Here is a 22,675-nt window from a genome sequence, read left to right on the forward strand (position 1 = left end):
GTCAGAGGCGCGCCTGCAGCGCCTCGTGCTTGTCGTGGACCATCGACTCCAGGCCCTCCTGGAAGCTCGCCATCGCGGCGCGCAGCCGGGTGCCCAGCTCACCGGAGTCCGCGGCGAGGGTGCGCACCGCGAGCAGCCCCGCGTTGCGCGCCCCGCCGACCGAGACGGTCGCGACCGGCACGCCCGCGGGCATCTGCACGATCGACAGCAGCGAGTCCATGCCGTCCAGGTACTTCAGCGGCACCGGCACGCCGATCACCGGCAGCACCGTCGCGGAGGCCACCATGCCGGGCAGGTGCGCCGCTCCCCCGGCCCCGGCGATGATCACGCGCAGGCCGCGGTCCGCGGCGTCGCGGGCGTAGTCCAGCATCCGCTGCGGAGTGCGGTGCGCGGAGTACACGCCCGCCTCGAACGGCACGTCGAACTCGGCGAGGGCCTGTCCCGCGGCCTCCATCACCGGCCAGTCCGAGTCGCTGCCCATGACCACGCCGACCAGCGGCCGTTCCTGCGCCATCTCCGGTTCCTCCCCGCCGGGCGTCCGCGCCCGGTGTCGCTGCTCGTCCTCCGCGGGCGCCCGCCCGCCGCCGCGCCCGCGGCGCGACCCGCCCATCCCATCATCCGTCCAGGTGAGCGGCCCACCAGACCGGCGTACCCGGTCCAGCGGGCCGTCCACCTGCGGTGCGGTCAGTGCACGGGGTGCCCGTCGGCCCATTCGCCGGTGGACAGGAAGTGCGCGGCCAGCTCCGCCTCGCGGCGGGTGGGGGCCATGTCGTCGCCGAGGACGGTGACGTGGCCGACCTTGCGGCCGGGCCGCTCCGCCTTGCCGTAGAGGTGCACCTTGGCGTGCGGGAACCGCGCGAACAGGTGGTGCATCCGCTCGTCCACGCCCATCGCCGGTTCGGTGGGCGCGCCGAGCACGTTCGCCATCACCACGGCGGGCGCGGTGAGCTCGGTGCTGCCCAGCGGGTAGTCCAGCACGGCGCGCAGGTGCTGCTCGAACTGCGAGGTGCGGGCGCCTTCGATGCTGAAGTGCCCGGAGTTGTGCGGCCGCATCGCCAGCTCGTTGATCACGAGCCCGTCCTCGGTCTCGAACAGCTCCACCGCGAGCACGCCGACGACGCCGAGCGCCTCGGCGATGTGCAGCGCCATGTTCTGCGCCTCGTTCCGCAGCTCCGCGGAGGCGTCCGGGGCGGGGGCGAGCACCTGCACGCAGATGCCGTCCTGCTGGACGGTCTCCACCAGCGGCCACGCGGCGCCCTGGCCGAACGGGGAGCGCGCGACGAGCGCGGCGAGCTCGCGGCGCAGCGGCACCCGCTGCTCGACGAGCAGCGGGGCGCCGCCGTCGAGGAGTTCGCCGACGACGCGCTCCGCGCTCTCCGGCGTGTTCAGCATCCACACGCCGCGGCCGTCGTAGCCGCCGCGAGCGGTCTTGAGCACGCAGGGCCAGCCGTGCTCGGCGCCGAACTCCAGCGCCTGGGCGACCTCGGTGACCTCGGCGTACGGCGGCACCGGCAGGCCGAGCTCGGCGAGCTTGCGGCGCATCACCAGCTTGTCCTGGGCGTGCGACAGCGCGTCCGGGCCGGGGTGCACGGCGACCCCGGCGGCGACGAGGGCGCGCAGGTGCTCGCCCGGGACGTGCTCGTGGTCGAAGGTGACGGCGTCGCAGCCTTCGGCGAAGGTGCGCAGCGCCTCGAGGTCGGTGTGCTCGCCGAGCTGCACGTCCGGCGCGACCAGCGCCGCCGGGTCCTGCGGCGAGACGGCCAGCACCTTGAGGGACTGGCCCAGCGGGATCGCGGCCTGGTGGGTCATCCGTGCGAGCTGCCCACCACCGATCATGCCAACGACGGGGATGCGTGTGCGGTGGTCCACGAGCAGGAGAGCCTACTTCCCGCCCTCCGGCTCCCGGACCACCGGGAACGCTCAGTCCAGCGCGCCGAGCATCGCGCAGGCCGCGGCCGGGTCGCCGGGCAGCGGTTCCTGCCTGATCCGCACCGGGCCGACCGGCCGCAGCGCCGGGTCGCCCGCGATGCTGCTCCGCACCTGCGCGCGCACCCGCTCGCACCGCTCCTCCAGGCAGGAGCGCCGGGTCGCGAGCACCGCGGCGGTGTCCGGCCGCAGCAGCGACACCGTCTCGCCCGCGTCGAACACCTCCCGCAGCACGTCGGCGGCCAGCACCATCGCCATCATCATCGGATATCCGCCGGTGTCCGGCGGGATGTCCAGCGACACGGTGATCAGCGCGTGGTCCTCGTCCGCGGTGCGGCCGGCCGCCAGCGCGCCGCGGTACACCTCGTGCAGCCGGGTCCGCAGGTAGGACGCGGTGGTGAGCCCGGTGAGCGGGTCCTGCACCTCGCGGCCCACGGCGTACTCGGCCTGCACCTCGGCCCAGCCGAGCACCAGCGGCCGCAGCATCCACGCGGGCACCGAGTCCTGGTCCGGCGAGACGAGCCCGTCGCCGGTACCGGTGTGCGCCGCGTGCAGCGCGGCCACGTCCAGCAGCGCCTCGGCCAGCCCGACCCCGGCTTCCGCGCGGGCCGCGCCGAGCCTGCCCAGCGGTTCGGCGAGGTCCGCCTCGTTCGCGACCGCCCGGCACACCACGTCGACCGCCCGCACCCCCCAGTCGCTGGGGAACGGCCATCCCGCCGCGAGGCTCGCGGTGCGCCACCGCATCCGCAACGAGCGGTCGATCCCCGTGCACCCCTGAATCCAGTTGCTCATCCCGACCCCCTTTCACCGTGGAGACGACCTGCGCGTTCGACCATGACGGAAGACTGCGTGCAGGGCGCGGGGAGTCGTCGATCACAATGGTGTTCGACGCGAATTCGCATCACGTTGGCGGATCGACTGGCGATCGCGCGGATGGTTCCATGAAGCGGATCTGCTCCGATCGGCGGCATCCGGACGCACCCGGTCGGTCGCGCCGGAACCCCGGGACTCCGGATCCCGACCAACGGCACACCCCGGACAGCGGACCACACAGAGGAAGGTGCGGCGTGGCCACAGCCCCGGCCGAAGCGCAGGGCCCCAGCGACGGCGAACTGATCGAAGCCGTCCGGCACGGTTCGACGGAGGCCTACGGGACGCTCTACGAACGCCACGTCGCCGCCGCGCAGAACATGGCCCGGCAGGTCTCCAGATCCCAGGCCGAGGCCGACGACCTGGTGTCCGAGGCGTTCGCGAAGGTGCTCGCCACGTTGCGCGGCGGCCGCGGCCCGACGACCGCGTTCCGCGCCTACCTGCTGACGGCGCTGCGCCACGTCGCCTACGACCGGACGCGCCGGGACCGGAAGCTGCAGCTGGCCGAGGACGTCACCGAGGTCTCCGGCGCCGAGGCGAGCGTGCCGTTCACCGACACCGCGGTCGCCGGGCTGGAGCGGTCGCTGGCGGCGCGGGCGTTCGCGCGGCTGCCTGAGCGCTGGAAGACCGTGCTGTGGCACATCGAGGTGGAGGGCGAGACGCCCGCCCAGGTCGGGCCGCTGTTAGGGCTCACCCCGAACGGGGTGTCGGCGCTGGCGTACCGGGCGCGGGAAGGCCTGCGCCAGGCGTACCTGCAGGTGCACCTGAGTTCGCTGTCCGACGACGAACCGGGGATCGCCTCCTGCCGGGCGGCGGCCGACCGGCTGGGCGCGTGGACCCGCGGCGGGCTGTCGAAGCGGGAGACCGCGCAGGTGGACAACCACCTCGACGGCTGCGACCGGTGCCGCGGGCTGGCGGCTGAGCTCGCCGACGTCAACGGCGGCCTGCGCGCGGTGATCGCACCGCTGGTGATCGGTACCGGTGCCGCGGCCTACCTGCTCTCCGGCGGAGGTGCCACGGCGACGGCGGCGGCCGCGTCGGCGGGCGCGAGCGCCGGTTCGGCGACGGGTGCGGCGAGTTCGGTGCCGCGCCAGGCGGTGTCCGGGGTCGCCGCCTCCGCCGCGCTGTGCCTGGCACTGGCGCTGGCCCTGACGTCGGGCACGGCGCCGCTGCCGTCGGCGTCCGCGCCCCCGCCCGCGCCGGAGCCCGCGGTCGCGCCGCCACCGGCACCGAACCCGCCCGCGCCGAGCCCGCAGGCTCCGCAGCGGCCCGCGCCGCAGGCCCCCGCCCCGGCGCCCGCGCCCGCCCCGCCCGCTCCCGCGCCGAAGCTGGACGCGCACGGCCCGACGGACCCGTTGACGCTGGTGCCGGGCGGCGATCCGGCGAGCCTGCCGATCACGGTCCGCAACGACGGCACCGGGCCGTCCGATCCGGTGACCGCGATCCTGTCGCTGCCGCCGCACGTCTCCGCCGAGATCCCCGGGTCGACCTCCCAGCAGCCGTCGGGGCCCGCGGGCACCGCGCCCGCGTCCGCCCGCACCGCGCAGGCCGCCGGGACCGCGCGGGCCGCCGGGAGTCCGGGGGTGCGCTGCCAGAGCTGGGGCGGCGGGCTGCAGTGCTCCTCGGAACGGGGTCTCGAACCGGGTGAGCAGCTGACCTTCGACCTGCACGTGGCCGCCGGGGCCGCCGCCACCGGCGGCGAGATCGGGGCGCGCATCGTGGCGGGCACCGACCTGGACCTGCCGCTGTCCCGCATCCAGGTGCGGATGCGCTCCGGGGACGGCGTGGACGTGTCGGTGCAGGCGGCGCCGCGCCCGGTGCACGACCTGCTGCTCGGGGAGCAGATCCCGGCGGGCCCGCCGCTGCGGCTGAACCTGGACGTGCGCAACACCGGCGTGACCCGGGGCCGGGCCGAGGCGGTCACCGAGCTGCCCGCCGGTTCGCACGCGGTGGGCATCCCGCCGGAGTGCGACGTGCTGCCGACGGACGACCGGCTGCGCTGCTCGGCGGAGCTGGATCCCGGCGAGTCCTACCGGGGGCACCTGTGGCTGGCCGGGCTGCCGGTGGAGCCGCGCGACGGCTCGGACGGCGAGGACCGCCGCGTCACCATCCCGGTGCACGCCCGGCTGGGCACCGCGAGCGACAGCGCCGCGGTGACCACCCTGCTCTGGTTCCCGTGGCAGCCGCGGCCGGAGCCGGACTGCCCGCTGCCGCCGCTGTGGCCGCTGCGCCCGCTGGACGGCGCGGAGCGGCCGTGCTGGTTGCCGGAGGTGCCGGGCCTGCCTGGCTTCCCCGACGTGCCCGACTTCCCGGATGTGCCCGGCCTGCCGGACGTGCCCGGCCGTCCCGACGAGCCCGGTGAACCGGGTGGGCCGGAGATGCCCGGTCCGCCCGACGTGCCGGGCCTGCCCGACCTCCCGAGGCCGCCGAGCACGACCCCCGCGCCGAGCCCGGAACCGACGCCCAGCCCGACGCCGACCGAGCCGGGCACCTCCGCGCCGCCGGACCCGTCCGACCCGACCCGGCCACCGGAGTCCGCGGAACCGGTCCCGAGCGACCGGCGGCTGCCGATCCTCGAACCGCTGCTGCCGCCCGCCACCCCACCGCCGTGGTGGTGGCTCCCGCGCTGATGGAGGACCGCCCCGGCCGGTCCCGGAACCGTCCCGGGCGCACGAGGTCCGGGCGCCCGGGCCGGGGCGGTTAACATCGTCGGGGTGTCCGTCGTGGAAGCCGTGCTGGCCCGCGTCCCGCGCCTGCTGCGGGACCGCGCGGTGCGCCATCGCGAACTGGTGAAGTTCGCGATCGTCGGCGCCAGCACGTTCTTCATCGACTCGGCGATCTTCTACGCGCTGAAGCTGACGATCCTGGTGCCGAAGCCGGTCACCGCGAAGGTGATCGCGGTGCTGGTCGCGACGATCGTGTCGTACGTGCTGAACCGGGAGTGGTCGTTCCGCACCCGGGGCGGCCGGGAACGCCACCACGAGGCCACGCTGTACTTCCTGTTCAGCGGCATCGGGGTGGCGCTGTACGTGGCGCCGCTGTGGTTCTCCCGGTACGCGCTGCACCTGCAGACGCCGTACACCAGCAGGTTCGTCGAGGAGATCGCCGACTTCACCGCCGCGCAGGTGGTGGGACTGGTGCTGGGCATGGTGTTCCGCTGGTGGGCGTTCCGGAAGTGGGTGTTCCCGGCCGACGACTCGGACGACGAGCCCCCGGGCGGAGACCCGGACGAGGCCCCGGAGCCTGCTCAGCGCGGCCGGGACTCGATCTTCCACGGCACGCCGAGCACGTCGTCGGCCCGCGCCACCGGCAGGAAGATCTCGAACAGCGCGGGCCGCGCCTTGCTGAGCTCCAGGCGCCCGCCGTCGGCCTCCACCAGCGCCCGCGCCAAGGCCAGGCCCACCCCGGTGGAGCCGCCCGCGGAGAACCCGCGCTCGAACACGTAGGGCACCAGCTGGTCCGGCACCCCGGGCCCCGCGTCGCCGACCTCGACGACGACGGTGCCGCCGCCGTTGCGCGCGGTCAGCGTCACCGTGCCCTTGCCGTGGCGGACCGCGTTGTCCAGCAGCACCCCGATGGCCTCCCGCAACCGGCCGGGCGTGGCCCTGGCGAGCAGGCCGTCCGGCACCCGCTGGCGCAGCGTCCGGCCCTGGTTGCGCAGCGGTTCGCGCCATTCGGCGGCGGCTTCGGCGAGCGCTTCGGACACGTCGAGCGGTTCGGCGTCCCTGGCGCGGGCGGCGGTCGCGGCGGCGAGCAGGTCGTCGAGCACGCTGGAGAGCCGCTCGGCCTGCTCCAGCGCCGCGGTGGCCTCCTCGGCGACCTCCGGGTCGGGCACGTCGGAGAGCGCCTCCAGCCGCAGCTGCAGCGCGGTGAGCCTGCTGCGCAGCTGGTGCGAGACGTCCCCGACGAGTTCCCGCTCCCGCTGCACCAGCTGGGACAGGGCCGCCCCGGAGGCGTCGAGCGCGTCGGCGACCCGGTCCAGCTCGGGCACCTCGTGCCGCCGCGGATCGGCCCGGAAGTCCCCGGCGCCGAGCCGGGCCGCGCGGGCCGCCACGTGCCGCAGCGGATCGGCCAGCCGCCGCGCGGTCAGTCCCGCCACCACCATCCCGGTGCCCGCGGAGAGCACCACCAGCAGCAGCACCAGCCCCGCGACCTGGAACTGCTGGGTGCGGACCGGGGCGCTCGGCGCGGACAGCGTCACCGTGCCGCTCTGCACCATCGGCACGCTCTCGGTCAGCGGCGACTTGCCGGGGTCGGTGCCGTACACGTACTCGTGGTCCCTGGTGCGCACCACGAGCCGCGCGTCCCGGGGTACCGCCAGCAGCACCGATTCCACGTCGATCGGGTGGCGGGACGCGACCTGCTCGTCCAGCGAGGTCGCGATCTGCTGGGAGCGGGTGGACAGGTCGGTGCGGGTGAAGTCCTCCACCAGCTTCAACGCGGTCACGCCCAGCGGCAGGCCCAGCACGACCGCCGTCACCGCCACCGCCAGCAGCGTCGCGACCAGGATCCGCCTGTGCACCGGGCCGCCCCGTCAGTCCGCGTTGAACCGGAAGCCGACGCCGCGGACCGTCGCGATCCGCTGCTCGTCGGCCCGGCCGTTGCCGTCGCCGAGCTTCCGGCGCAGCCAGGAGATGTGCATGTCCAGCGTCTTGCTGCCCTTGCGGCTGGCTTCGGGCCACACCTCGTCGAGGATCTCTTCGCGGGTGACGACCTGGCCGGCGTGCTGCATGAGCACCCGCAGCAGCTCGAACTCCTTGTTCGCCAGCCCCACCTCGTGCTCGTCGACGAGGACGCGGCGGGCGGTCAACTCCAGCCGCACCCCGGACGCCTCCAGCGTCTCCGGGGAGCCGCGGCGCAGCAGCGCCCGGATGCGGGCCATCAGCTCCGCGAGCCGGAACGGTTTCGCCACGTAGTCGTCGGCGCCCGCGTCGAGGCCCACCACGAAGTCCACCTCGTCGGTGCGCGCGGTGAGCATCAGCACGGGGATGCCGCGGCCCTGCGCGCGCAGCCGCCTGCACACTTCCAGCCCGTCCATCCCGGGCAGGCCGAGGTCCAGCACCATCAGGTCGATTCCGCCGGAGGACGCCTCCTGCAACGCCGAGGGGCCGTCGTCGATGACTCGGACCGAGTAGCCCTCCCGCTGCAATGCCCTCGACAACGGCACAGCAATGGCTGGGTCGTCCTCGGCCAGCAGCACTACGCTCACGCCTCCACCCTAGAGGTCCTAGATGATCAGCTCCGGCTCCGAGGCGGTTAGTCCCGCCCGACCGGTCTGGTAACCGCACCTCGGCAGGGCTTCCCGGGGCGCGGAAGTAGAGTCGCGGCCGTGACGATCGCCGATGACCTGGACCTGGCCCTGCACCTCGCGGACACCGCGGACGGGATCACCGCGGACCGGTTCCGCGCCCTGGACCTCGCGGTGGACCGCAAGCCGGACCGCACTCCCGTCACCGATGCCGACCTGGCCGTGGAGGACGGGGTGCGCGCGGTGCTCGCCGAGCAGCGCCCCGCCGACGAGATCGCCGGCGAGGAGCGCGGTGGCGAGGTCACCGCCGCCCGCACCTGGGTGCTGGACCCCATCGACGGCACGAAGAACTTCCTGCGCGGCGTGCCCGCCTGGGCGACGCTGATCGCGCTGGTGGAGGACGGCACGCCGACGGTCGGCGTGATCAGCGCACCGGCGCTGGGCCGCCGCTGGTGGGCGGCCGCGGGACGCGGCGCGTGGGCCGGTTCCGGGGGCGCGGCCGAGCGGATCTCGGTGTCCGGGGTGCGGGAGATCTCCGACGCCTACCTGTCCACCACGCACCTGGGCAGCTGGGTGGAGCACCACTCGCGGGAGTCGTACCTGCGGCTGGTGGACGCGTGCTGGGAGAACCGGGCGTTCGGCGACTTCTGGCAGCACTGCCTGGTCGCGGAGGGCGCCATCGACGTGGCGGCCGAGGCGATCGTGAACCCGTGGGACGTGGCCGCGGTGCAGGTGATCGTGCGCGAAGCCGGGGGCGAGTTCACCGATCTGGGCGGGCAGCGCGGTTTCCAGGGCGGTTCGGCGCTGAGCACCAACGGCCACCTGCACGCGACCGCGCTGGACCTGCTGCGGCGCTGATCGCGCGGGACCCGCTGACCGCCTGTCGTCGAACCTGCCCGGCGGGTCGTGCCGGTTTCCGGTCAGCGGCGGAGCCGCTGAGCCACCGACCACGCACGCGGAACGACCACCGGCGGGTTCTCAGCGGTTCCCTCGCGAGGATGGCGATGTCGCTGCGCACGGGCTCGGTACCTGAGAAATCGATCCCGCAGCGGGGGAACCGCTGAGGTTCCGCCACCCGAGCAACTCGCGAACCGAGTTCGACGTTCAGGCGGTCACGGTGCCGGGGTCCCGTGCGGCGGGGTCGCGGGCTCGGCGGGCGCCTGCGGGGTGCGCGGGCGCTCCTGGTCGACGGGGCCGATGGCGCCGCGCAACGCCTGCGTCCAGCTGAGCCTGCCGAACAGGTAGAAGCAGGCGACCTGCTCGCTGCTGAACCGCGCCCAGTCGTAGCGGTTGCCCTGCTCGCGCCAGAACACCTCCCAGCCCGCCGCGCCGTCGAGCTCCTCGCGGACGAGGCACCAGGTGTGGTCGGCCTCGCTCCCGATCGACACCAGCTCGGCGGGGACCCCGAGCGCCGCGAGCCAGCCGAGCATCGATTCGGTGTTCACTTCGCGATCTCCTCCGTGGCCTCGGGCCGGTCGGTGCGGCGGGGTTCCGGTGCGGCGTCGCCGGTGCTGCCGTCCTGGTCCGCGTCCTCGTCCGCCGCTCGCCGGGACGCCCGGTCGGCGGCCTCGATCACCGCGGGATCCAGCCGCAGGGTGCCCGCTTCGGCGGCGACCCGGACCGCGGTGAGCTCCACGAGGTGGCCCAGCGCCACCAGTTCCGCCAGCGAGTGCGTGAGCCGGTAGCGCACGCCACCGCCGCTGCCCGCGAACCACGGTGCGGACACCGCCCGCCACACCGGCAGCGGCCGCAGCACCCGGTACCGGTGGTACGGCAGCTCCAGGTACTCCGGCGGCAGGCTGCGGCGGGTGAACGCGGTGCCGTCGGGCGCGGCGACCCGGCCCGCGTCGGAGCCGAGCGCGTCGAGCACCACGTCCGGTTCCAGCACGATCGGCTCGCCCGGGTCCGCGCAGCCCTCCGGCACCGCTTCGGCGGCGGGCCAGCGGTGCCCGGCGGGCCCGGTGTAGCGGCGTTCCCATTCGAGCTCGCTGAGCTCGGCGAGCGGGTCGTGCCCGACGGCGAACTCGGCGGGCCGCTCCACCCCGTCGGAGTCGGCCGGATCGGCCACCGGCTCGCCGGAGCGCGCCCTGGCGAGGGCGTCCCGGTCGTCGACGAGATCCGCACGGGGGTGGTCGAGCGGCGGGAACCGGCGTCCGGCCAGCGGATCCACGCCGTCCGCGGGCATCGGCAGCTGGCGGCTGGCGCTGGCCGCGGCCACCGGGAGGTAGCCGATCGGGAACTGGTGGAGCATGAACGCGACCGCTTCCTTGCGGTCGCCCTGGCGCGGGCGGACGGGATCGGCGGGTCGGCGGGCCTGCCGAGCGCCCGGCTCGCCTTGCTGGTGCGGGCGGTGACCGCCGTCCGGCGGGGTGCCGCGCCTGCCCTGCTGGGGTTGCTGCGGGCCTCGCTGATCGGGCCGGTGGTTCGGGTGGCCCTGCCGGGGTTGCCGACTCTGCTGGGCCTGCTGGCCCTGCTGGCCCTGGCGAGCCTGCTGGCCTTGCTGGTGTTGCTGGCCTTGCTGGTGTTGCTGGCCCTGCTGGTTTTGCTGCCCGTGCTGGTTTTGCTGGGCCTGCTGGCCTTGTTGAGCTTGCTGGCCCTGCTGAGGTTGCTTGCCCTGCTTGCCCTGCTTGCCCTGCTGGCCCTGCTGGCCTTGCGGCGCCTGCTGGTTCTGGCCGTGCTGCGGCGCGGGCCCGTGCTGCGCCTGCCCGCCCTGCTGCGACCGCTGCTCCGGCCGTCCCGCGCGCGCCTCCTGGCCCTGCTGCGCGGGCCCCGGCCGGCCCGGCTGCTGCCCGTGCCGGGTGGTCTCCGGGTGGGAGCCACCGGCCTGGCCGGGGTGCGCGCGGAACCCGTCGGACCGCGGGCCGCGGGCGAACGGCTCGCCGCGCGCCGGGCTCTGCGGCCGAGCGGTCGTGGCGGACCAGGCCTGGCGCACCGGGTGCGGCGCGGTCACCGAGGCGGGGTCGACCCCGTCCGGGACCCAGCTCGCGGCGCCGCCGGTTCCGGTCGTCTCGACCGTGACCGGACCGGTGTGCTCGGCGTCGCCGCGCCACGGCGCGCGGTCGCGGGAGCCCGCGTGCTCGTCCTGCGCCGGGGAGTCGTGGTCCCGGGCGTCGTCGTGGTCTGCGCTCATGGCCGGTTCCGCCTCGCCGTTCCGGGGAGTTCGGGCCGTCCTCGCAGGCGCCGATGTCGAGCGGCGAGCTCCTCGGCGTGCGCGCGGCTTTCGGTGGCCACCGCCACTCCCCCTTCCGCGGTCGAGGCATCGGCGGACGCGTCGGCGCGTCCCGCTCCCCGGGACGCGCTCCGGTGTTCGATGGTTCCACGTCGATCCTGCCGCACCCGAGGCGGACCGGGCACCGCCCGTCGTCCGGCGGGGACGGCCTGCGATGATCCGGGCATGGTGGGGATCGCGTACGAGGACCTCGAACCGGGCCGGGTGTTCGACCTGGGTTCGGTGCGGATCGACCGGGACGAGATGGTGGAGTTCGCGCGCCGCTTCGACCCGCAGCCGTTCCACCTGGACGAGGAGGCCGGGGCGCGGTCGGTGCTCGGCGGGTTGTGCGCGTCGGGCTGGTACACCTCGTCGCTGTGGATGCGGGCCTACGTGGACGGCGTGCTGTCCGGTTCCACGTCGCAGGGTTCGCCCGGCGGCAACGAGCTGTCCTGGGCGGCGCCGGTGTTCCCGGACGACGAGCTCCGGTTCGGCATGACGGTGAACAGCAGGCGGCTGTCGAAGAGCAGGCCGAACCTGGGCCTGGTGGAGATCACCGGTACCGCGGACCGCGACGCCGACCGCATCATGCGCTTCACGTTCCTGGCCATGTTCGGCACCCGCGAGCAGTCCTAGGCGCCGGTCAGCGCCTTGACCACGCGGGAGGGGCTGGGGCGGCCGAGCCGTTCGGCCATCCAGGCGCTGGTCTCGGCGAGCGCCGCGAGGTCCACGCCGTGGTCGACGCCGAGCCCGTCCAGCATCCACACGAGGTCTTCGGTGGCGAGGTTCCCGGTGGCGGACTTCGCGTAGGGGCAGCCGCCCAGCCCGCCCGCCGAGGAATCCACAGTGGACACTCCGTGCCGCAGGGCCGTCCAGGTGTTGGCCAGCGCCTGCCCGTAGGTGTCGTGGAAGTGCACCGCCAGCGACTCCACCGGCACCCCGGCCGCGGTGAACGCGCGCAGCACCGACTCCACCTGGCCGGGCGTCGCCACGCCGATCGTGTCGCCGAGCGAGAGCTGCCCGCAGCCCATCTCCAGCAGCCTGCGCCCGGCCGCCACGACCTGCTCGACCGGCACCGGGCCTTCCCACGGGTCGCCGAAGACCATCGACAGGTACCCGCGCACGGCGAGGCCCTCGTCGGTGGCGCGGCGCACCACCGGCTCGAACATGGCGAACTGCTCGTCCAGCCCGCGGTTGAGGTTGCGGCGGGTGAACGACTCGGTGGCGGCGGCGAACACGGCGATGTCGGCGACCCCCGCGTCGAGGGCCCGGTCGAGGCCGCGGGCGTTCGGCACCAGCACCGGGTAGCGCACGCCGTCCCGCCGGTCCAGCCCGGCGAGCACCTCGGCTGCGTCGGCCAGCTGCGGCACCCACTCCGGGCGGACGAAGCTGGTGGCCTCCACGATCCGCAGCCCGGCGTCGGCGAGCCTGCGCAGGAACTCCAGCTTCACCTCGACCGGCACCACGGCCTGCTCGTTCTGCAGCCCGTCGCGCGGCCCGACCTCCCAGATGGTGACCGCGGTCGGCAGATCTCCGGGTTCCGGCGACGGCACCCGGTCCGGCAGGCCGACCTCCAGCGCGCTCATCCCCGCTCCCACCGGTCCTGGTCGTCGTGCTCGGATTCGTCGTTGACCTCGCGGTAGAGCATGGTGTGCACCCGCTCGACCTTGGGGATGTCGTCGAACTCCAGCGGCTCGTCGGAGGCGGACTCGACGATCAGCGTCCCGCAGCCGAAGAACCGGTCCACCAGGCCGTGGCTGAACCGCACGCTGTTGATCCGCCACATCGGGATGTCCACGCCGGTGCGGGTGAACACGCCCTCGCGGACCATCAGCCGCCGCGAGGTGACCACGAAGTGGGTGGTGCGCCAGCGGATCAGCGGGGCCAGCGTCCACCAGATGACCAGCACCGCGCCGACGGCGGCGAGTGCGATCCACACCGGCACGTTCCAGGTCAGCGGGGCGGCCAGCGCTGCGGCGTACGAACCGGCGCCGACCACCACGAGGAACAGCACCACCGGCAGGACGAGCATCTTCCAGTGCGGGTGGGTGTGCACCACCACGTACTCGTCCTCGCTCAGCAAACCGTCCGGATACGCCACCGGAGAATCCCTCCCTCGATCACCAGGCGCTGATCACGCTACCCGCCCGACCACCCCGCCGAGCGTCCCTCGATCAGGCGAGCCGCGGTTCAGCGCGGGCGCAGGTGCACCACGTCGCCCGCCGACACCGGGGTTCCCGCGCCGTCGGCGCCGCGCACCACCAGCCTGCCGTCCGCGTCGACGCCGGTGGCGGTGCCCAGCAGGTCGTTCCCGCCGAGCTCCACCCGGACCTGCCGGCCGACGGTGCCGCACAGCCGCTGGTAGCGGTCCAGCAGGCCGCTGGCCAGCACGTCGCCGCCGTGCTCCCGCCACAGGTCGTCGACGGCGGCGAGCGCGGTCAGCAGCCGCACCGCGAAATCCTGCCGGTCCACGTCCGCCCCCTGCTCGGCGAGCGAGGTGGCGGGCAGCCCGCCCGCGCCGGTGGGCAGCTCACCAGGACCGTGGTGCACGTTCACGCCGATGCCGACGACGATCGCCAACCCGTCGGCGGTGCTGACGGCCTCGGCGAGGATGCCCGCGCCCTTGCGCCAGGTGTCGCCGTCGCCGAGCAGCAGGTCGTTCGGCCACTTCAGCGCGGCGGGCACCCCGCACGCGTCGCGGACCGTCTCGGCGAGCGCGATCCCGGCCAGCAGCGGCAACCAGCCCAGCGCCTCCTGCGGCACCGGCCCCGGCCGCAGCACGGTGCTCACGTGCAGGCCGTAGCCGCGCGGCGAGATCCAGGTGCGCCGCATCCGGCCGCGCCCGGACTGCTGCTCCTCGGCGAACAGCACGGTGCGGTCCGGCGCACCGGCCGCGGCGGCCGCGGACAGGTCGGTGTTGGTGGAGCCGGTCACGGTGACCACGTCGAGCTTCGCGTACGGACCGTCGTCGACGAGCCGCCTGCGCAGCTCCGCCGCGTCGAGCAGAGCAACCATGACCCCAGGTTACGAGCGCACACCGGTGGAGCCGCGGCGGAGTGCGCCGCAGCCGCGTCGAACGGCACCGCGCGAGAGGACCGGCCGAACCCCGGCCCGCGGCGGGCGGCGGGACGACGCACCTCCCGGCGAGCCCACCCGGCCTCCGGCGGACCCGCGCGGCGTCCCGCCGGACGGTCCTCGCGGCGCCACACTTTCGGCCGTGGCACGGCGTTGATCTCGGCGCTTAGGGTTCCGCGAGATCATCGGAGGTGACCGTGCCGACTTCCCGTTCCCCGCACCGCGGAATCCGCGGGTGGCGCGCCCTGGCGGCCGTGCTCTGCGCTGCGCTGCCCGCGCTGGCCGCCACGCCCGCCGTCGCGGCCCCGCCACCAGCAGCAGCGGACCCGGCCGCGGCACCGCGCAGCGAGCCGGTGTTCGCCGCCGAACCCGTGCGCGAGACCACGTGGGTGGACACCGGCCTGGACGGCGACGGCGACGGCGCCACCGACCGGGTCGCGGTGGACATCGCGCGGCCGCGGACCGACGGGCCCGTCCCGGTGATCATGGATGCGAGCCCGTACTACTCGTGCTGCGGCCGCGGCAACGAGAACGAGCTCAAGACCTACGACGACGAGGGCCGCCCGGTCGGCTTCCCGCTGTTCTACGACAACTACTTCGTGCCGCGCGGCTACGCGACGGTGCTGGTGGACCTGGCGGGCACGAACCGCTCGCAGGGCTGCGTGGACGTGGGCGGGCCGTCCGACGTGGGCTCGGCCAAGGCCGTGATCGACTGGTTGAACGGCCGCGCCAAGGGCTACGACGCGGCCACCGGCGGCGCCGAGGTCGACGCGGGCTGGTCCACCGGTGCCGTCGGCATGATCGGCAAGTCCTACGACGGGACGATCGCCAACGGGGTCGCCGCGACCGGGGTGGACGGGCTGCGCACGATCGTGCCGATCGGGGCGATCAGCTCCTGGTACGACTACTACCGCTCCGACGGCGTGTCCTTCGGCGCGGACCCGAGCGGGCTCGCCGAGACCGTCGAGGAGGGCGGCCGCCCGGAGTGCGCCGACGCCAAGCGGCGGCTCGACGAGGGCTCGCCCGCGAACGGCGACGTCACCGGCATGTGGACCGAGCGGGACCACGTGGCCGACGCCGCGAACGTGCGGGCCAGCGTGTTCGCCGTGCACGGCCTCAACGACCTCAACGTGAAGACCGTCCAGTTCGGGCAGTGGTGGGACGCGCTGGCCGCGAACGACGTGCCGCGCAAGGTGTGGCTGAGCCAGACCGGCCACGTCGACCCGTTCGACTTCCGCCGCGAGGAGTGGGTGGACACCTTGCAGCGCTGGTTCGACCACGAGCTGCTCGGCATGGACAACGGCATCGACGCCGAACCGGCCGCCAGCGTCGAACGCGCCCCGGACGAGTGGTCCGACGAGGCCTCCTGGTCCGGCGAGTCCGCGACCGCGACCACCCTGCACCCGGTGCCGGGCGGTACCGACGGGCTCGGCGGGCTCACCGCCGAACCGGCCCCGGCCGACGCGCGCGCCGCGTTCACCGACGACCCGGCGCAGGACGAGTACGACTGGGCGCGCGAACCCGACCAGGCATCCTCGGCCCGCACCCTGTTCACCAGCGCCCCGCTGGAGCAGGACCTGCGGCTGGCGGGCACCGGTTCGATCTCGGTGACGGCGACGCCCGCGACGCCGACCGCGCACCTGTCCGCGATGCTCGTCGACTACGGCCCGGCCACCACGCGGGACGCGCTCGGCGCGGGCGAAGGCATCCGCACCCTGGACTCGGAGTCCTGCTGGGGCGAGAGCCGCGACGGCGACGACGCCTGCTACCGCGACACCGAGGCCACCACCACCGACGTCGACTACCAGGTGCTGTCCCGCGGCTGGGCCGATCTGGCCAACCACGAGTCGCTGTCCCAGGAATCGCCGCTGACGCCGGGCACGCCGTACGAGATGACGTTCCGGCTGGCCACCACCGATCACGTGCTCCCCGCCGGGCACCGGCTGGGCCTGCTCATCGGCGGGACCGACGCCGCGTTCATCCGGCCACCGGCCGAGCCGGGCCGCGTCGAGCTGGGGCTGGCGGGCACCTCGGTGTCGCTGCCGGTCGTCGGCGGGGACGCCGCGGCAAGGGACGCGGGCCTCGACCGCACCCCGACCGGCACGGCCACCGTCCGCCCGGACCGCCTCCCGGCGGAGCCGCGGGTGCTGCTCAACCGCGACGGCGCCTGATCTGGTGAGCGGCCCGTTCGTCCGGTGTACGCGGACGAACGGGCCGTTCACCTGCCGGATCAGTTCGTGACGAGGCTCAGGCCGTAGGCGCTGAGCGCTTCCCCGACCGGCTGGAAGTACGTGGTGCCACCGGACGAGCAGTTGCCGGAGCCGCCCGAAGTCGTGCCCTGGGCGGAGTTCCCGCTGATGAACGACCCGCCGGAGTCACCGGGCTCCGCGCACACGTTGGTCTGGGTGAGCCCGCTGACCGTGCCCTCCGCGTAGCGGACGGTCTGGTTCAGCGCCTGCACCGAACCGCAGTGCCAGCCGGTGGTCGACCCGGACCGGCAGACGGACGAACCGGTCGGCGCGACGCTGTGCCCGGACACGGCGCGGCCGCTGCCGTTGTACATGTTCACCAGCCCGCGCGGGGTCCAGTTGCCGTTCGCCGAGACCCACGCGTAGTCGTTGCCGGGGAACGACGATCCCTGGAACGAACCGAGCGCGGCCTGGTTGTAACCGGACGCCGAGGTGCCCGCGGTCCCGCAGTGCCCGGCGGTGACCATGCCGGACGCGCCGCTGGAGCTGCGCACCGGGAAACCGACCGAGCAGCGCCCGCCGCCCATGTAGAAGGCGTCGCCGCCGACGAGGTCGTAGAGCGTGCGCGGCGCCTCGGTGACCTCGTCGACCCGCACCGGCGCGTCACCGGTGGTCTCGGCGAGGTAGCCGTCGGTGGCGGCGTCGCGCAGCGCGGCCTGCACGTCGACGACGACGGTGTTGGCCCGTTCGTCCACGTACCAGCCGGTGATGGACGCCGGGGCGGACGCCTCGGCGCGGTCGAGGGCGGCGACGGCGGCGTCGAGCTCGGCGCTGCTGTGCCGCACCAGCCGGGCGGTGGCCCCGGCGTCCTCCACTTCGGCGAGCTTCGCGGCGTCGGTGACGCCGACGACGAGCGCACCGCTCGCCGCGTCGAAGTGGGCGCCGCCGAAGCTGTCGCCCAGCGAGCGGCTCAACGTCTCGTCGAGCCGCCGGGCGGTGTCCTCCTGCGCGAGGCGGGTGCGGGCCTGCTGCTCGGTGAGGCCCAGGTCGCGCTGCACGGCGGCGAGCATGTCGGGGTCCAGCGGCGTGGCCGCGACCGCGGGGCTCACCGCGGCGGTCGCGGTGCCCGCGACGAGCAGCGCGGCGCTGGCCAGGCGAAGGGTTCGCTTCCGGCTCATCTGTCGATCTCCCTCGATATCCGGTGCTTGCGGAATGGAGCGAGCAGCGCGGCCGGGCGTGATCGGCGCTCCGGGACGCGCGGGGCCAGCCGGACAGGGGGCGTCCGGGCTGGAGGAGAGCGGTGTCCGGCCCGCGGGCCGGGAAGAGGAGTGGATCCACTGCCAAGGGGTGGAACCGGCGAGAGGAGCCCCTCGCCCGCGGTCTCGGCCGGCCGTCGCCGGAGGTGTCCGCGAGAAGGACATTAGGAATCTTCCACCTGAACCAGGCACCGCCATTAGAGCTATGGCGTTCCCTGTGAACGCACGAAACCGCACCGCACAGGCTTGCGGCTCGGCCGTTCGGCCCGTGCGGGCGACGCCGAACCGGGCAACGGGCCGCCCTCCGGGCCCGCACCGGGCCGCGGCTACAGTCGCCGCGTGCGCTTCGTCCTCGCCTCCGCGTCCCCCGCCCGACTCGCCGTGCTGCGCGCCGCCGGGATCGATCCCGCCGTGCAGGTGTCCGGAGTGGACGAGGACGCGGTGGCCGCCGCGCTGCCCGACCCGTCCCCCGCCGAGCTGGTGACCGCGCTGGCGCTGGCGAAGGCCGAGGCGGTGCTGCCGGAGATCGGCGGCGACGCGGTGGTCGTCGGCTGCGACTCGATGCTGTCCATCCACGGCGAGGTCGTCGGCAAGCCGCACGACCCGGAGATCGCGCTGAAGCGCTGGCGCGCGATGGCGGGCGGCACCGGGGAACTGCTCACCGGACACGCGGTGCTGCGGCTGCGCGACGGCGACGTGGTGGCCCGCGCGCACGCGCACAAGACGACGGTGGTGCGCTTCGCCGAACCGACCGAGGCGGAGCTGGCGGCCTACGTGGACTCCGGCGAGCCGCTGCGGGTCGCGGGCGGGTTCACCCTGGACGGCCTCGGCGGCTGGTTCGTGGAGGGCGTGGACGGCGACCCGTCGAGCGTGATCGGCATCAGCCTGCCGCTGACCCGCACCCTGCTCGCCGAGGTGGGTGTCGGCGTGACGGAGCTGTGGAACCGCTCCTGACCTCCGGGAGTGATCGCCCCGGCGCGCTTCGTGGCCGAATTCCGCCGCATGTGCCGGATTCCGCGAGCGCGCAGGTGAACGCGAACACAATTCGGTCAAGACGGGATGGTCTGGACCGAACCGCGGGTTAGAACTGTCCGCGATGGGAGCTCAGCGGCGGTACCTGACGTCACGCCTGCACGTCGATCTGCGACGGCAGGCCAGCAGCACCTGTCCCTGAGCGGGCGGCGAACCCCGGTCCCGCGCGCACCGCGCGCCCCGGCTCCGCGCTGATCCGCGCCGGTCCCGGCCGATCCGCACCGCCCGCGCACGTCCCGCCCGGGCGCAGCCCGCGAGCGGTCCTCCCCCGGCGCGACCGCGCCTCCCCGCGTCCCGCGCCTTCCGGACCACCTTCCCGGACCACGCAGTCAGGAGATCCCGTGTCCACCTCCCCCGAACCCGCTCGGCGACGGTTCCGGTTCAACCCGCGGCTGTTCGCCGTCGCGGTCGTCGCCTCCCTCGTCGTCGGCGCGCTGCTGGGCTGGATCGCGAAGGCGACCGACGCGCAGTGGCTGATCACGACGCTGGACACGATCGGATCCACGTTCACCAGCCTGCTCACGTTCACCGTGCTGCCGCTGATCTTCACGGCGATCGTCGTGGGCATCACCAGCCTGCGCTCGGTCGGCGGCGGGCGGACCGCGGCCCGGCTCGGCGGCAAGACCGCGCTGTGGTTCGCGATCACCTCGCTGATCGCGGTGGTCATCGGCATCGCGGTGGGCAGGCTCGTGCAGCCCGGGCAGGGCCTGGTGCTCGAACCCGACCCGGAGCGGCTGAAGTCCATCGGGGAGAAGACGCAGGGCTCCTGGCTGGACCTGATCAACGGGCTGATCCCGAGCAACCTGGTGCAGGCCTTCTCCGAGGGCGAGACGCTGCAGGTGGTGTTCGTGTCGCTCATCATCGGCGCCGCCGCCTACAGCCTCGGCGACACCGCGCAGCCGTTCGTGGACTTCAACCGCTCGCTGTTCGAGGTGATCCAGCGGGTGCTCGGCTGGATCATCAAGCTCGCCCCCATCGGCACCCTCGGCCTGATCGGCAACGCGGTCGCCACCTACGGCAACGAGTTCTTCGCGCCGCTGCTGAAGCTGATCGGCGCCACCTACCTGGGCTGCGCGCTGGTGCTGTTCGTGGTGTACCCGGTGCTGCTGCGGTTCGTGGCGAAGGTGAGCCCCGCGACGTTCTTCGCGAAGGCGTGGACGGTGCTGCAGTTCGCGTTCGTGTCCCGCTCCTCCGGCGCCAGCCTGCCGCTGAGCAGGCAGACCGCGGAGAACCTGGGCGTCAGCAGCTCGTACGCGAACTTCGCGGTGCCGCTGGCCACCACGACCAAGATGGACGGCTGCGCGGCGATCTACCCGGCGGTCGGCGCGATCTTCATCGCGAACCTGTTCGGCATCCAGCTGGGCATCGTGCAGTACCTGACGATCATCGCGGTCGCCGTGTTCGGCGCCATCGCCACCGCCGGGGTCACCGGCTGGTTCACCATGCTCACCCTCACGGTGAGCGCGCTCGGCTTCCCGCCAGAAGTGGTGGCCACCGGCATCGCCGTCGCCTACGCCGTCGACCCGATCATGGACATGGCGCGGACCGCGACGAACGTGGCGGGGCAGATCGTGGTGCCGACCGTCGTCGCCCGCGGCGAAGGGCTCATCGACGACGAGAAGCTCAACTCGCCCACCGACCCGCCGCTCCTCGCCGCCCGGGCGTGAGGCCCACGGCCCGTTCGACCGGTCCGCCCGGTCGGATGGGCCGTTCGCCCGGTCCGTCCGGTCCGGGACGTCGGCTTCGGGCGGGACGCGTCCTAGGATGGCGGAGTGCGCGCGAGGGAACGGAAGCTGCGGATCGGTGATGCCGAACGCGAAGCCGCGATCGCGCTGCTGGGCGAACACCTCACCTCCGGCAGGCTGGACCTCGTCGAGTACGACGAGCGGTGCGCCGAGGTGGTCGCGGCCCGCAGCGGAGCCGACCTGGACGCGCTGTTCAGCGATCTGCCCGACACCGCGAAGACCGGCGGCGCGACCTGGGCCCCCGGCAGGCGGCCGGCCCGCGCCCGGCCACGGACCGAGGTGCTGCTCGGGGTCGGCGGCGCCGTCCTGCTGCTCGTGCTGACCGTGGTGACGAGGGACCTGTGGCTGCTCGGCCTCCTCGCGATCTTCCTGATCGCCTGGGCGGTCCGGCGGCGGTGACCGGCTGCGCCGAATGGCGAGAACCAGCCACCTCCCGCCCCGATCCCGGTCTCCCGCACCCGGCACCCGAACAGCAGCACCCCGTTCCCCCACCCGGCTCCGGACGAGCCGACGAGCCCGTTCGACCGAGCGAGCTGGGCCGATGGGCCGTTCACCCGGGCGACGACCGCGCGGCGCGCCCCGGAGTTGCCCCGGACCGGCCGCCGCCTTCGTTACGGTGAGGGACATGCAGAGCTCGCGGACCGCCTCGGCGCGGAACGGCCGGACGTCGGCCATGCGGCTGGGCGGGATGTGCGCGGCGGCGCTGCTCACCCTCTCCGGATGCGGTTTCCTCCGCTCCGAGCCCGCGGCGGAGACGCCCGCGCCACCGCCGCCGGCACCTCCGACCACCAGCACCCCGCCGCCCCCACCGCCGCGCCCGTACGAGCTGAGCATGTCCGATGTGGAACCGTGCGGACTGCTCACCGCCGCCCAGCGCGGCCAGCTCGGCTTCGACCGCGACCCGCTGGCCGACACCGAAGGCGGCTTCGGCGACGCGCCCACGTGCAGCTTCCGCAACACCACCGCGAAGGTCGGCGCCCGGTTGTCGCTGATCACCACCGAATCGATGAGCGTGTGGACCGACGACACCGCGCAGGTGCAGGCGACGCCGGTGGTGGTGCACGGCTTCCCCGCGCTGGTGATCAAGACGCCGGACCTGGACCTGTCCTGCAACGTGGCGGTGGACGTCGCCGAGGGCCAGCACCTCGACGTGCTCTACCGCGACGACGGCGGGCAGCCCGCACCGCCGCTGGACGCCCTCTGCGAAGGGGCGCAGCTGGTCGCGGAGAACGCGGTGGCCTCGCTCGCCGACCCCGCACCGGAGACCTCCGAGTCCGCCACCACGTCCGCGGATCCCACCGCGGAAGAGTCCACGAGCGGCTCCTCGGAGCCGTTGATGAGCCCCCGTCCGACGGAGTGATCGACGGCGTACGGTGCAGTGCGGCTGGGCCTCGCGGCCCAACCACGTTGATACTCACCGCGTTTGGAGCACTCCCCACCGTGACGAATAGTGATTAGAGTGAGCGCGGACGTCTTACCCGTGGGAGGGAAACCCCGTGCCGCTGCACTCACCGTCGGGGGACGGCGCGCCGGATTCCACCGATCTACCGGGAATCTCCGGTTCCGGTGGCTCCATGCGCGTCGAACCCACCGCCATCCCGAGCCTCGTGAACGCCTTACAGTCCTCGCTGGACCAGGTGGGCGTGGAGATCGAGCACGCGATCACCGAGCTGCGCATCCGGCCGTGGGCGGGTGACCCGATCAGCAGCACCGCCGCCGAGCAGTTCAACGAGCGCTCGGTCGGCGGCGACCAGGACGCGCTGACCGCGCTGTGCGGCTACCGCGACCAGCTGCAGTCGGCGGCCGAGTCCCTGCAGCTGGCCAACCAGCACTACCAGGACACCGACGACGTGAACGCGGTGCGGCTCGGCGGAGGGTGCTGACCGTGACCGGTGCGACGGGAGGCGCGACCCGATGAGCGACCACCGCTGGCAGGGGTACCGCCACGAGGAGCTCTACGAGCAGATCCACCAGGGCCCCGGCGCGGACGCGTCGACCGATTCGGTGCGCCGCTGGAGCGAGCTGACCCGCACCCTCGGGGAGATCGACGGTGATCTCGCCGCCGCGCTGAACTCCGCGATGTCCGGCTGGCAGGGCGCCGCCGCCGACAACGCCCACGGCGGCAT

Annotated in this window: 21 protein-coding genes and 2 pseudogenes; 12 read left to right on the forward strand and 11 right to left on the reverse strand. The window is 74.2% G+C overall.

Annotated features, from left to right (window positions below):
• Position 1 precedes the first annotated feature (1 nt).
• The 3 genes from purE to ABZ805_RS21250 form a co-directional block, all read right to left on the reverse strand.
• Complete coding sequence (purE, locus tag ABZ805_RS21240; RefSeq protein ID WP_358442960.1) at positions 2–514, reverse strand: 5-(carboxyamino)imidazole ribonucleotide mutase; 513 nt, start codon at positions 512–514, stop codon at positions 2–4.
• A 170-nt stretch (positions 515–684) separates the two neighbouring features.
• The gene (locus tag ABZ805_RS21245) at positions 685–1,869 is read right to left on the reverse strand and encodes a 5-(carboxyamino)imidazole ribonucleotide synthase (RefSeq protein ID WP_358442920.1); all 1,185 of its coding nucleotides are present in this window, start codon (positions 1,867–1,869) and stop codon (positions 685–687) included.
• 51 nt (positions 1,870–1,920) lie between these two features.
• Entirely contained in the window at positions 1,921–2,718 is a 798-nt protein-coding gene (locus ABZ805_RS21250) for a hypothetical protein (protein ID WP_358442922.1), read from the reverse strand.
• A 275-nt stretch (positions 2,719–2,993) separates the two neighbouring features.
• Between ABZ805_RS21250 and ABZ805_RS21255 the strand changes: the two genes are divergently transcribed.
• Positions 2,994–5,426, forward strand: a complete 2,433-nt coding sequence (locus ABZ805_RS21255) for a sigma-70 family RNA polymerase sigma factor (RefSeq protein WP_358442925.1) — start codon at positions 2,994–2,996, stop codon at positions 5,424–5,426.
• Between the two features lie 84 nt (positions 5,427–5,510).
• Positions 5,511–5,984 (forward strand): annotated as a pseudogene (locus ABZ805_RS21260) (GtrA family protein); the annotation flags it as partial.
• 59 nt (positions 5,985–6,043) lie between these two features.
• Here ABZ805_RS21260 and ABZ805_RS21265 read toward each other — a convergent pair.
• On the reverse strand, positions 6,044–7,318 hold the full coding sequence (locus tag ABZ805_RS21265; RefSeq protein WP_358442927.1) for an ATP-binding protein: 1,275 nt from the start codon (positions 7,316–7,318) through the stop codon (positions 6,044–6,046).
• 12 nt (positions 7,319–7,330) lie between these two features.
• The gene (locus ABZ805_RS21270) at positions 7,331–8,005 is read right to left on the reverse strand and encodes a response regulator transcription factor (protein WP_224961839.1); all 675 of its coding nucleotides are present in this window, start codon (positions 8,003–8,005) and stop codon (positions 7,331–7,333) included.
• Between the two features lie 126 nt (positions 8,006–8,131).
• On the opposite strand from ABZ805_RS21270, the gene hisN reads away from it, so the two are divergent.
• Positions 8,132–8,902 carry a histidinol-phosphatase gene (gene hisN, locus ABZ805_RS21275; protein ID WP_358442963.1) on the forward strand — a complete coding sequence of 257 codons (771 nt, stop codon included), beginning with the start codon at positions 8,132–8,134 and terminating at the stop codon, positions 8,900–8,902.
• A 254-nt stretch (positions 8,903–9,156) separates the two neighbouring features.
• Here hisN and ABZ805_RS21280 read toward each other — a convergent pair whose 3' ends face one another.
• Positions 9,157–9,489 (reverse strand): hypothetical protein, encoded by a 333-nt coding sequence (locus ABZ805_RS21280; RefSeq protein ID WP_358442930.1) that lies wholly within the window; start codon positions 9,487–9,489, stop codon positions 9,157–9,159.
• Positions 9,486–11,174, reverse strand: coding sequence for a TNT domain-containing protein (locus ABZ805_RS21285; protein ID WP_358442932.1), 1,689 nt, complete (start codon positions 11,172–11,174; stop codon positions 9,486–9,488). Before ABZ805_RS21285 ends, ABZ805_RS21280 begins: the two co-directional genes overlap by 4 nt.
• A gap of 264 nt (positions 11,175–11,438) precedes the next feature.
• Here ABZ805_RS21285 and ABZ805_RS21290 point away from each other — a divergent pair, with 264 nt between their 5' ends.
• On the forward strand, positions 11,439–11,888 hold the full coding sequence (locus ABZ805_RS21290; protein ID WP_358442934.1) for a MaoC family dehydratase: 450 nt from the start codon (positions 11,439–11,441) through the stop codon (positions 11,886–11,888).
• Here ABZ805_RS21290 and ABZ805_RS21295 read toward each other — a convergent pair.
• The 3 genes from ABZ805_RS21295 to ABZ805_RS21305 all read right to left on the reverse strand — a co-directional run bounded on the left by ABZ805_RS21295 (position 11,885) and on the right by ABZ805_RS21305 (position 14,267).
• Positions 11,885–12,838: a hydroxymethylglutaryl-CoA lyase gene (locus ABZ805_RS21295; RefSeq protein ID WP_358442937.1), complete on the reverse strand. Its 954-nt coding sequence runs from the start codon at positions 12,836–12,838 to the stop codon at positions 11,885–11,887. The genes ABZ805_RS21290 and ABZ805_RS21295 overlap by 4 nt on opposite strands.
• Positions 12,835–13,353 carry a PH domain-containing protein gene (locus ABZ805_RS21300; RefSeq protein WP_358442939.1) on the reverse strand — a complete coding sequence of 173 codons (519 nt, stop codon included), beginning with the start codon at positions 13,351–13,353 and terminating at the stop codon, positions 12,835–12,837. Before ABZ805_RS21300 ends, ABZ805_RS21295 begins: the two co-directional genes overlap by 4 nt.
• Before the next feature lie 89 nt (positions 13,354–13,442).
• A complete protein-coding gene (locus ABZ805_RS21305) occupies positions 13,443–14,267 on the reverse strand; it encodes a biotin--[acetyl-CoA-carboxylase] ligase (protein ID WP_358442942.1) in 825 nt (274 codons plus the stop codon).
• 314 nt (positions 14,268–14,581) lie between these two features.
• Between ABZ805_RS21305 and ABZ805_RS21310 the strand changes: the two genes are divergently transcribed.
• A complete protein-coding gene (locus ABZ805_RS21310; RefSeq protein ID WP_358442965.1) occupies positions 14,582–16,498 on the forward strand; it encodes a Xaa-Pro dipeptidyl-peptidase in 1,917 nt (638 codons plus the stop codon).
• Positions 16,499–16,557: 59 nt separating this feature from the next.
• On the opposite strand, the gene ABZ805_RS21315 is transcribed toward ABZ805_RS21310, so the two are convergent.
• On the reverse strand, positions 16,558–17,694 hold the full coding sequence (locus ABZ805_RS21315) for a S1 family peptidase (RefSeq protein ID WP_358442944.1): 1,137 nt from the start codon (positions 17,692–17,694) through the stop codon (positions 16,558–16,560).
• Between the two features lie 417 nt (positions 17,695–18,111).
• On the opposite strand from ABZ805_RS21315, the gene ABZ805_RS21320 reads away from it, so the two are divergent.
• The 7 genes and pseudogenes from ABZ805_RS21320 to ABZ805_RS21350 all read left to right on the forward strand — a co-directional run.
• Positions 18,112–18,726, forward strand: coding sequence for a Maf family protein (locus tag ABZ805_RS21320; protein WP_358442947.1), 615 nt, complete (start codon positions 18,112–18,114; stop codon positions 18,724–18,726).
• A gap of 142 nt (positions 18,727–18,868) precedes the next feature.
• Complete coding sequence (locus tag ABZ805_RS21325) at positions 18,869–18,946, forward strand: putative leader peptide (RefSeq protein ID WP_358442968.1); 78 nt, start codon at positions 18,869–18,871, stop codon at positions 18,944–18,946.
• 199 nt (positions 18,947–19,145) lie between these two features.
• The gene (locus tag ABZ805_RS21330) at positions 19,146–20,471 is read left to right on the forward strand and encodes a dicarboxylate/amino acid:cation symporter (protein WP_358442950.1); all 1,326 of its coding nucleotides are present in this window, start codon (positions 19,146–19,148) and stop codon (positions 20,469–20,471) included.
• Between the two features lie 105 nt (positions 20,472–20,576).
• Positions 20,577–20,948, forward strand: a complete 372-nt coding sequence (locus tag ABZ805_RS21335; RefSeq protein WP_358442953.1) for a DUF1707 domain-containing protein — start codon at positions 20,577–20,579, stop codon at positions 20,946–20,948.
• Between the two features lie 226 nt (positions 20,949–21,174).
• Complete coding sequence (locus ABZ805_RS21340; protein ID WP_358442955.1) at positions 21,175–21,909, forward strand: DUF3558 domain-containing protein; 735 nt, start codon at positions 21,175–21,177, stop codon at positions 21,907–21,909.
• Between the two features lie 214 nt (positions 21,910–22,123).
• The gene (locus ABZ805_RS21345; RefSeq protein ID WP_358442958.1) at positions 22,124–22,432 is read left to right on the forward strand and encodes a hypothetical protein; all 309 of its coding nucleotides are present in this window, start codon (positions 22,124–22,126) and stop codon (positions 22,430–22,432) included.
• A 31-nt stretch (positions 22,433–22,463) separates the two neighbouring features.
• Positions 22,464–22,675 (forward strand): annotated as a pseudogene (locus ABZ805_RS21350) (hypothetical protein); the annotation flags it as partial.

This window comes from Saccharopolyspora sp. NPDC047091 (assembly GCF_040643635.1).
Taxonomy (GTDB): domain Bacteria; phylum Actinomycetota; class Actinomycetes; order Mycobacteriales; family Pseudonocardiaceae; genus Saccharopolyspora_C.